This window comes from Peribacillus frigoritolerans (assembly GCF_030676415.1).
Lineage (GTDB): Bacteria > Bacillota > Bacilli > Bacillales > DSM-1321 > Peribacillus > Peribacillus frigoritolerans_A.
In genome coordinates this window covers 40,678-51,232 of sequence record NZ_JAUUTW010000034.1, presented here as the reverse complement: position 1 = coordinate 51,232, position 10,555 = coordinate 40,678, and the positions used below count along the sequence as shown (strand labels likewise).

At 38.0% G+C, this 10,555-nt stretch carries 8 protein-coding genes and 1 other RNA gene; 3 read left to right on the top strand and 6 right to left on the bottom strand.

The genetic code is table 11. The annotated features are described in order from the left end of the window. Window positions 1-164: 164 nt before the first annotated feature. Complete coding sequence (locus tag Q8G36_RS23675) at window positions 165-1,112, bottom strand: DMT family transporter (protein ID WP_305162222.1); 948 nt, start codon at window positions 1,110-1,112, stop codon at window positions 165-167. Window positions 1,113-1,740: 628 nt separating this feature from the next. Here Q8G36_RS23675 and Q8G36_RS23670 point away from each other — a divergent pair. Further along, window positions 1,741-2,067 (top strand): YnfA family protein, encoded by a 327-nt coding sequence (locus Q8G36_RS23670; protein WP_305162221.1) that lies wholly within the window; start codon window positions 1,741-1,743, stop codon window positions 2,065-2,067. Between the two features lie 356 nt (window positions 2,068-2,423). Here the strand turns inward: Q8G36_RS23670 and Q8G36_RS23665 are convergent, their stop codons facing one another. The 3 genes from Q8G36_RS23665 to ssrS all read right to left on the bottom strand — a co-directional run bounded on the left by Q8G36_RS23665 (window position 2,424) and on the right by ssrS (window position 4,791). Continuing rightward, window positions 2,424-2,612: a hypothetical protein gene (locus tag Q8G36_RS23665; RefSeq protein WP_063233876.1), complete on the bottom strand. Its 189-nt coding sequence runs from the start codon at window positions 2,610-2,612 to the stop codon at window positions 2,424-2,426. A 295-nt stretch (window positions 2,613-2,907) separates the two neighbouring features. Further along, a complete protein-coding gene (locus tag Q8G36_RS23660; RefSeq protein ID WP_305162220.1) occupies window positions 2,908-4,278 on the bottom strand; it encodes an MFS transporter in 1,371 nt (456 codons plus the stop codon). A 325-nt stretch (window positions 4,279-4,603) separates the two neighbouring features. Then, window positions 4,604-4,791: non-coding RNA, 6S RNA (ssrS, locus tag Q8G36_RS23655), on the bottom strand. A gap of 367 nt (window positions 4,792-5,158) precedes the next feature. Here ssrS and tatA point away from each other — a divergent pair. Further along, window positions 5,159-5,365 (top strand): twin-arginine translocase TatA/TatE family subunit, encoded by a 207-nt coding sequence (tatA, locus tag Q8G36_RS23650; RefSeq protein WP_101222064.1) that lies wholly within the window; start codon window positions 5,159-5,161, stop codon window positions 5,363-5,365. A gap of 331 nt (window positions 5,366-5,696) precedes the next feature. On the opposite strand, the gene Q8G36_RS23645 is transcribed toward tatA, so the two are convergent. Both Q8G36_RS23645 and Q8G36_RS23640 read right to left on the bottom strand, forming a co-directional pair. After that, window positions 5,697-6,995 (bottom strand): globin-coupled sensor protein, encoded by a 1,299-nt coding sequence (locus Q8G36_RS23645; RefSeq protein ID WP_305162219.1) that lies wholly within the window; start codon window positions 6,993-6,995, stop codon window positions 5,697-5,699. Between the two features lie 551 nt (window positions 6,996-7,546). Next, window positions 7,547-8,953, bottom strand: a complete 1,407-nt coding sequence (locus tag Q8G36_RS23640) for an amino acid permease (protein WP_305162218.1) — start codon at window positions 8,951-8,953, stop codon at window positions 7,547-7,549. Between the two features lie 486 nt (window positions 8,954-9,439). Here Q8G36_RS23640 and Q8G36_RS23635 point away from each other — a divergent pair, with 486 nt between their 5' ends. Then, window positions 9,440-10,510: a DUF3900 domain-containing protein gene (locus Q8G36_RS23635; RefSeq protein ID WP_305162217.1), complete on the top strand. Its 1,071-nt coding sequence runs from the start codon at window positions 9,440-9,442 to the stop codon at window positions 10,508-10,510. The last annotated feature ends 45 nt before the right edge of the window (window positions 10,511-10,555 follow it).

Here is a 10,555-nt window from a genome sequence, read left to right as displayed (position 1 = left end):
CTAAAATGGCTTAACATAGTGGCTCGAAGAGCCCAAATCTCTTAACCTTTGGTCAAAATTTAAAAGGGAATTTCAAAAGGGGTTCGGAATTTTTTAATTCCGAACCCCTTTTGTCTACAAACTGAATGGTCCATTCCTAATGGGATGGACCATTTTCATTCATTTCACATTTTCCCTTCATTATATTCAAGATTCACTTTTATTGAATGCTCTTTCTTCACTCCAAAATAATTCGTGCCTATTACACCTAAAATGATTAGAATCGAACCCAATATATCGTAGATTGTAATCTTTTCATTTAGAATGAGAGCTCCTGCTGCAATCGTGACAACAGTGGAAAGATTTGCAAACACACTCATTTGGGACGCTTTGATTTTTGATAAAATCGTATTGGATAATAACGAAGTGACCAATGAAGCCAATATTCCCAAATACAAAATGGAACTGATGAATTCCATGCTCGACCATGGTGTAAAGAATTCCGCCATCGATCCCTGTTTTAAATGGGTAACGAGAGCAGCCACGTTAAAAATGACAAAGCCTGTTCCCATCATGAAAAAGGACATTTCACCTGGTGTATAGTCCTTTGCAAGTGAACGGGTCATCGTTGTATAACACGCCGTTGCAATACAGGATAGCAGGATCAACACCATCCCAAGCATGTCGGAAAAATTGATGGTGCTCCCTTTCATCACAAAAATAAAAATGACCCCAACTACCGACAAAACAATTGAAAGTTTTTGATATAAAGAAGTTTTCTCCTTCAGGAAATATCCAGCTATCATCAATGTTAGAATTGGGGTGACGGCAGACAAAATCCCAGCATCAGTGGATTGCGAATACTTAAGTCCGAAAGTTTGAAAGGCAAAGAAAAGAGTTGGGAATAACAAGGATAGCGGGACCAGATTTTTAACTGACTCCCAGGAATAGTTCACCTTAATGACTTTAACGGCGACCAGGAATAAAATGATGACGAAAGAAACCGTGAATCGGAACGCCAAAGTATCAAGCGGATTCGATTCTGCAATCGCCATTTTCGTAAATAAGAAAGATAGGCCGACAATACTTGAATGAAATAGCGCTAACATGTATGCAAATGTTCGGGATTTCATGGCTGCAACTCCTCAACTAGATTACTATATTCCTATTTAGGTATAGTACCCTTTGCATCTGTATTGCAATCCAAGTTAGAGTTAAAAATTCAGGTCTTTTTTTTGGGTATTTAACGTATTGGAAATTTTAAAAAAGAAAACAAGGTGTAGAACACAAAATGGATACCTGTTTATCATGAGGAATAATTCTTCTATTTTTTATAGTCGGTAGCTTTGAGAAATATGATGAATATTGTGCTATGCAAGTTAAAGCCTATTACAATAATGTATGGTTGAATTAAATCTGAATGCATCATATCGTAAGAAATATTAATCGACAATGACAGAGTTTTTTGGATAGGTTTCTTCTACTTCAAGAGGTCAGAACATTCAGCCATATATATTTTTTTTAATCTTATCTACATAAACACTTAAAGTGAAAGATGGTTTTCAATAACTTATAACTTCTATCTAATAAATAGAAGGAACCAGATCAGCACAAACAACTTCATAACAATATCCTTTTAGTGAAGAATCATTTTTCATGCCTTAACGGTGATGTTCCGGTTAACTTTGGTTAGTAACAACTCTGTAAAGTATGATCATTTACAGGTTCATATAAAATTCAACGAGGAAGCGAGGTACATATATGTTAGTTACTATTGTAATTTTTCTTATGGCTGGTCTAGCGGAAATTGGTGGCGGTTACCTTATATGGCTTTGGTTAAGAGAAGGTAAATCCATTTATCTAGGTTTAGCCGGAGGTATCGGGTTGGTGTTATACGGTATCATTGCAACTTTCCAAACGTTCCCTACCTTTGGACGTGTATATGCTGCATATGGCGGGGTTTTCATCGTTTTATCGGTTTTATGGGGATGGGGCATCGATAAGAAAACTCCTGATTTATATGATTGGATTGGAGCTGTAATCTGTTTGGTCGGGGTTTCAGTCATTATATGGGGCCCTAGACAGTAAAGAAATTAAAGGGCTTAAGGCCCTTATTCTCCGCTTGTTGTTTGGTCTATCTTCATTTGAACATTTTGATACAGTGATTCAGCTGCTTGGGTGTACATTATATCAGTTTCTTTTCCTGCCTGTTTGCGGTCATATGCTGAAGTTTTCCTGAATGAACCAAATCGCGACTGCTGCAATGATGCATGGTATGGCAAAAGCTAAAAAATGGACTTCCAACGACAATTATACATATATAGAACTAAGTTCATTATATATCAAGTTAGTTTTTTAGAATATTGTCAATAATCAAAGTCAATTAACCATATTGATCAACAAAAAACCCTCTTATCAAAGAGGGCTTGTAATGAGTATAAGTATTAAGCGTCCAAGGCTTCTTTACGCTTTCTTTTTCTTGATTCTGTTATTAGATCATAACCAAGATAAAGGATGATGGCTCCGCCTAACAATTTAACATATAAGGGAATGTCCGCTACAAAGAAATAAATCATAGAGAATAATGTTCCTATAATGCTTAACCAAAAAATTACATGTTTTAAAATTTTCAAAGTAATGACTCCTCACAAAAGATGAGATTAATTTCTAGTTCGCTCCATTTCAAGGAGGAATTAATTATCCGTACCATCATTCTAACATTTATTCTTTATATAATGAGTGACTCGTATTGCGATATTATGAACATTTAAGCAACTTTTCTCAAGAATGGGTCAAGCCAAACAATTCCAGGTAAATCTTTATGCTAATTCTTGTCAAGGCCCATTACTACGGGGAAAAGGCCAATAAAACAAATAGGCATGAAATGACAGCGAAGGTATCCCTTCACTGCATTTCATGCATTTAACTTTACAATACATTCATTTTATTGGTTTCCACCACATTTTCTTCAGGTGGTTCCGAATGATCATTTTTGTTGTAATAAGCCATTTTCACTGGAACGAATGATAAGGCAACCGCGGCAATCAGACCCGGAATGGCGAAGGCAATGAAATTCAATTGGATGGGTAGCGAGATGGATAATAAAAAACCGCCGAGTATGGGCCCGAGCATACCGCCGATCCTTCCGATTCCAGATGCCATCCCTAGTGCAGTCGATCTAATATTTGGTGGATAGTACTGGGAAACATAGGCTTGTACAAGGTTTTGGGCACCAATGGTACAGGCTCCTGCAATCGCTACCAATGTGTAAATCACGAAGGAGCTTCCGCCCATTCCCAATAGCGTCAAACTGACAGCCCCAAGCGCATACATCGGCACAAGCATTTTCTTTGATCCATAACGATCACAAAGTTTAGCGATGATAAGCGTGCCTACGATAGCTCCCCCTTGAAGGACGATCAAGAAACCTAAGCTTGAATTCAGCGCATACCCTGCCTCGATCATTAGCTTTGGAAGCCATGTATTCAATCCATATACCATCAATAGGCACATGAAAAAGGCAATCCAGAACATCAATGTGCTAAGAGCACGGGAATCCTTGAACAATCCGACAATCGGCATATTGGCTTCTGTTTTTTTCACTTCCACAAGTTCGTCCTTGATGTCGAATTTACTTTCCGGACTTACCTTTGATAATATTCTGATCAGTTCTTCCTTTTTGTTAATTCTGATCAGATGTGTCGAAGCCTCTGGTAAACGTTTCATCATAAAGGGTAAAAATAACAATGGTAATCCTGCAAACCAGAATATTGATTCCCAACCTAGTGTCGGCATAACCAGGATACCCAGTATCGGCGCAAGCATCCCTCCGAATGAGTAACCGCACAAAACGATGGAAACGACCATGCTCCGCATCGTTTTCGGTGCATAATCTGTCAATAAGGCAATGACGTTCGGCATGATGCCCCCAAGCCCTAATCCCGCTAGAAATCGGAAAGTCGAAAACATCGTAGGCGTATTCGCAAATCCACATAAAAGCGTAAACAAACTAAATAAAATAAGTGTAATCGCGATTACGTTTTTTCTGCCGATCCGATCTGCTAATGTACCAAAGAAAATGGCCCCGAACAACATTCCAAATAGACCGTAGCTGCCCATGGCCCCCGCTTCCACGGAAGTAAGGTTCCATTCCTCCGTCAATAACGGGACAACCGTTCCGTAAACGACAAGGTCATAGCCGTCAAAAAGGATAATGATAAAACACCATGCCAGCAACCCAAAATGAAAGCGGTTAAATTTACTGTTGCTTATTACCTCGGTCGTATTAATTTTAGCCATAAAATTTTCTCCTCTCTAGGTGACTGCAGTAATTCCATCCAAATGATAACGCTTACGTAATCATTTAAAAAACATCGACTCATCATCATTTTATACAAATAGTGAACTTAGTTATCTATTTATTATTATAAGTGCTAATTATCTGATATTTCAATAAAAACTTTCACATATTATTCATAAATCGTGAAAACTTCACATAACCAGGTTAATTACATGGTATTTACGATTTCTGATAACATCCTTTTTTATACCTATCTTCAACGTTCCAAACCGTAAAAACAACAAAAAACCAGTTCCTGTCGGAACTGGTTTCTAATTATTAAAGTAGTAAGCCGCCATTGCCGTATTCAAGTAAGAAAGTTTTAAACCACCACTCCTCAAAGTGGGTGTTTGCAGAAACAATCCTGTTGTCCAAGTCAGTGACGAGGCATAACATTCCTGTCTCGATGTAAAACTCCCTATTACAGCTTAAAGGTTAAAACTTAATTATCATTACGAACAACGCAGCTTGTATAGTTATAATACCGAAATATCTTCAATCTTGCAAGTTTAATCATTCCCAAGCAACAAAAAAATTTCATGCTACACATTAAGCAGGTGGAGCCAAATTAGTCATGCCCAAAACGGCAAAATAATGGAGGCACTCTGATTTCACTCACCGTCCCCCGCTTTCATTGATATCTTATAAAGGAATGGCATACTTGGGTACGTAAATATTTTTAGATAGAATGTGCAAGATAAAATTGGGACGGAATTGAAAGTGTTTGTTTTGCGAAGATCATCGGATGTTGAACTCTATAATATATCCTAAATAACATTTGCAAATACATGGAAGGAGTCTATAATATTAACTAACAGATTTGATTGGAGTGACTAGTTTATGCTTTCTAACATTGGTTTTCCCGGTTTAATATTAATCCTTCTTTTAGCTTTAATTGTTTTTGGACCGAACAAGCTACCCCAAATCGGACGGGCAGTCGGCACTTCGCTTAGGGAGTTTAAGGATGCAACCAAGGGAATAACAGAAGAAATACAAGAGGAATTCAAAGATGACGTACAAGCTGCTAGAAAAGAATCGATAAAATGAAAAAGACGCCTGCACGCAGCAGGCGTCTTTGATGCGTTTGTGGCGCAGAACCGTCAGGCCACATCCCGACGTTTAGCTAAAAGCATGTTCTTCGACTTACACAAATTAGCTCATCGCTTTATTAATATAACATTAAACTTATTTTATATCAAGTGATTTATTGAGCAGTCTGTTAAAGGCATCCCCTGGAATTGATTTAAATCCTTCTTTTTTATTGTTTGTTCTTATTCTATAACCACTTTTGGGCATTTTAGAAATATTCTATCAAGTTGTTTTTTAAAATACAATTGAGCCCAATAAGATGTTCTTTCAAACAAACCGTTTAACTTCATTACAAGTTCATCGTCAATTGAGTCAATTGATCCGAGGAAACGGCCACTTGATTGAACGCTTCATTAATTTCATCGAATATATCATTTAGCTCTGTCATTTCCTTGGTGATCTTAATATTTTGCTCTTTAACAGAAAGCATGGACTTTGCTATATCAGTAAAAAATATGCCAGTTTCTATTCCTTGTTTCGTGCCTTTAGTAATTTCCCCGCTAACCATGGAAATTGACGTGTTCATGACATTGGTAAAATGAGCAATTCCATTAACCAGTTTCACTACTTCCGAAACTGATTCCTTGGTATTTTCTGAAAGCTTCCTTACCTCACCAGCCACAACCGCAAATCCTTTACCATTTTCACCAGCTCTTGCCGCTTCAATCGCTGCGTTCAACGCCAACAAATTCGTTTGCTCTGCAATTGAAGTGATGATCGTGACAATTCGTTCAATTTCCTGTGAAGTATTGGATAGCTGTTCCATATCTTTTGAGATAATCGTCATTTGCTCCTGCGTTTTTACCAACCCTTTCTCTAATCCCTGTAAAAGCTCGACTCCTTCATTTGATTTTCCTTCTGCGTGTATTGCAATCTCTGACCCCTTTTGAGTGAAATCATGAATTTCGCCTACCTTATTTGCCATTAATTGAGTTGCTGAACTAGTCTCTTGACTGATTGCTGCCAATTCCTCTGCATTATGATTGACCTGTAGTTTAATCGTTTCTTTTTCTGCTAGGTTTTTTTGGCGAATCTTCTCATTTTCAAGTTCATAAGCCTCTAAAACTATTTGCTGCTCTAAATTAAAAATTTTAGTGACAGCCAGAATGTTATCTTGATATTGCTCAATATTCTTTATACCGGAAATCACATGAATGATTAATGATTGCAATAAATCCTGAAAAGCACTCAAATACCATTTTGGCTGTAATCCAATTCGCACATGTACTTGTGCGATAATATAACGTTGTTTAATATACGCATCATCAATGGCACCGCTAAACATTTCGAACATATGGCGATGCAGGGTTTTTTTCAATCTCTCAACAGAACTATTATCCGAAATGATTTTCATTAATGAGGGTTCATTTTCTAGATTTTTATAAAAATTTTCTACAATTTGGGTTAAATGTTCTTTTACTCCTTCTTGTAAAGAACGAATTATGCATAAATCCCCGATCGTCAAATGAATCATGTCCACTTGATTCAATACGCTCGGATATTCCGTGATATTGATACCCACTTGTTCTTTATATTGCATATAGTCTATTGAATCTATCTTTTGTTTATTTCTCCATATACTTTTCATGATTGAATTGCCCTCCAATTTTTTCTACCATATATACTCTTTCGACATAAAGTCTGTTAATCTTAATTCACTTTGATAAATTTTTCTCTTTCACACAAGACTTATGAACGATTTATGTCCAAACAAAAAAACACTCCAGAGAGTGTCTAAAAAGAAGTTCCAGTTTATTTCAGAAATCCGCTCCCTTTACCGCCGACTGTCTGCCAAGCCTCCTCGGCGCTCTTTGCGCCTGTGGGGTCTCCCTTGGACGCGCTTTTCCCGCAGGAGTCTCGTACCTTCCGTTCCAATCAACTGGAATATTTTTTCAAGAAAAAACTGGAGGCTAGTCTCATCTCGAACCCTTAAATAAGTCTAGTTTATTATTTTTGGTTCTTTATATTTCTATGAAACCTCACTAGATTGAAGAAATTTGCAACACTCCTGCCGAATAACTTACTAGGCAAAAAAAGTAAAAAACATGAAGGATAATCAACATCAGGGTTCGGGGTGAGACATCCCGAACCTCTTTTGTCGTCAAACTGAAACACTCCAGAGAGTGCCTTTTTCAATGATTATTTTTCCTGCTGGTTAAGATTAGAATGCTTACGCGAATAAGTGAAGTAAATGACGACTCCGATAGCCATCCATATCAAGAACCTTATCCATGTATGACTCCCTAGCTGAATCATCAAGAAGACGCAAAAAACGATTGCTAAGCCTGGAATGAGCGGTACAGCCGGACAATAGAAAGCACGTTTCATATCCGGTCTTGTTTTCCGTAAAACGATGACCGCTACGGAAATCATCGTAAACGCAGTCAATGTTCCAATGTTGACCAGCTCAGCCAATTCACCAAGAGGTATGAATGCTCCCAATAAGGCCGCTATCAAACCAAATATCCATGAAGCCGCATAAGGTGTTTTATATTTTTTATGAAGTTTTGATAAGGATTTAGGCATCAGCCCATCTCGTGACATCGCAAACATGATTCGGGTTTGTCCATACAACATAACCAAGATTACCGTTGTCATTCCGAGGAAGGCACCTAGATCGATGATACCTGCAACCCAATTTTGTCCTGCGCTTTGCAAGACCAAAGAAATAGGATGGTCAAGAGCCTTGCTGAATTGTGCATACGGTACCACACCTGTCATGATCAAACTTACCGCCATATAAAGCACTACACAAATGACTAATGAACCGAGAATTCCCCGTGGTAAATTCCTACCTGGATTTCTGGTTTCTTCAGCAGCAGATGCAACTGCATCAAAGCCGATGAAAGCAAAGAACATTAAAGCGGCAGTTGAAAATACCCCATCGATTCCAAATGGCATGAATGGCTGCCAGTTTTCCGGTTTCACATAATATATAGAAGAAACGATGAACAACAAGACTACCAACACTTTAATAACGACCATTATATTATTGATTCTAGTCGTTTGTTTCGTACCTATGGAAATCAAAAAGGTAATCGCCATGACTATCAAAAAGGCTGGTAAGTTCATATAAGTCGTGACACCTTCGACCGAACCTGGTGCTGCCGTCAATTTCTCCGGCAAGTTAATCCCGAATCCACTTAAAAATGATTGGAAATAGCCCGACCACCCGGCCGATACCGCACTAACAGCCAATAAGTATTCAAGGATTAAATCCCAGCCGATTATCCAAGCGGCGAATTCACCTAAAGTTGCATAAGCATACGTATAAGTCGAACCTGATACCGGCACGGAAGCTGCAAATTCTGCATAAGAAAGTGCAGCGAATAAACAGGCAAGACCAGCAATGACGAACGATAATGAAAGTGCAGGACCAGCATTCACTGCACCAGTACCCGTTAAAACAAAAATGCCTGTCCCAATAATCGCTCCAATTCCTAGCATCGTTAAATCCCAAGCTCCCAGTTCCCGTTTCAATCCCTTACCGCCGGAACCTGCGTTTTTCAACAAGTCCTCAATGGACTTCTTTCTAAAAATACTCATGTTCTCTCCTCCATAATTTTATAACTATTCTGAAAACTATAGACAAATAATTTCACTTACCATTTATATCAGAGAAATTTCGACAAATTTCTGCAATCCCTGAATTATCTGACTTTCAAATTATACGTATTACCCTTTTCTTCGTCAATGGTTTATTATTGTAAAATTCTGTTTTTCGGAACATCTTTGTAGCGAAAGCTTTATTATTCAACATAATCATCCATCATTAACATTGAATGATTAAAAATTCATTATTCTAATATCAATAAAGTGATATTCCATTAATTTGTCCTTGTATAAGTGCTAATATTTTTAATCCTATAGTAAATCATTTTTTTCTCTATGTATTATTATTAAATAATACACAAATATTATTCTGACCATTCATGCACCAATAGTTTGACGGAATCAATGTACATCACTATACTTATTAAGTCTTAAAAAAAGTACGGGAATTATGCTTAATAATTGAAGAAGGTGACATTCATGGATTTTACGATTACGTATCTGTCTTTTTATCTAATCCAAGTCGAAGGAAAAGGCGATCAGGCTGATAAGCGTTTTAAACATTTCCAAACTCTCGATACCCAAGAATACGAGGAAAGTCCTCTAAAGGACTTTTTGGATGGGGAATTGATGAAGATTTCCAAACGAAAAGTGGACCGTCATCCAAAAACTGAACAAATACCGACGAAAATCGGTTCTTTTATTGTCGAAGAAGGGCATGCACTTGATTCCAACCCTAATTACAATGTATTTAACCGTGTTCGATATGCAAAAACAAAAGAAGAATTCCAAGGGGAAAATGAACAATTCACGCGGTCTTATATTGATACAAGTGCCGTCCGAGGCGGTGTCTTCATAATCGCATCGGCAAAATTAACGAAATATCTTGATGAACCATTCGTTTTCTTATTAAAATGTGATTTCGAGCCGAAAGTTGCTTCCATTTCGGATGAACGGACCTTGATAAGGCACGTTGAAATGGCAATCACCACTAAAAATATGAAATCCATTCAATACCCATACATGCCCGAAGAAGGAATGGTCGAAGAAGGCGAACTGAAAATCCACCAGGCCTCACATGCCCGCTACTTCGAGGACTTCTTGAAATTCGTCGAATATGGCGAATCGATGCCTGAAATCATGAAAAACCAGGTCATCCACATGGTCCATGAGCATGTTTCCGCTCAATTCGAAGAAAACAGTGACGAACTGCAGAAATTCGAACAGGACCTGGAAATCTGGGAAACTAGCGAAAAAAGGGAAATCCAGGAACGCCTTGAAACACACCAAGTCGTCGAAGCTACAGCCCAGATTGTCGAGCATACACCTGAAGCCGAACTGCGGATGAGGCTTGGGAGTACGTCCATCAAAGGACTGTTAGCCGATTTTGGCGATAGCATCCATTTAGGGAAGATTAATGGGAAGTATGTATTGATGATAGAATCCGATACGATAGAGTTCGATAAAGGTGTCTCGCCGATTGAGTTTCATAAGCCGGATGATTTGATGGAGATTGTGGAGCGGATTAGTAGGAAAAGTGTTGGGGAGTAAACAGTGAATGGTGATGATTTGTGATCATTGATGGAATCATTAAAA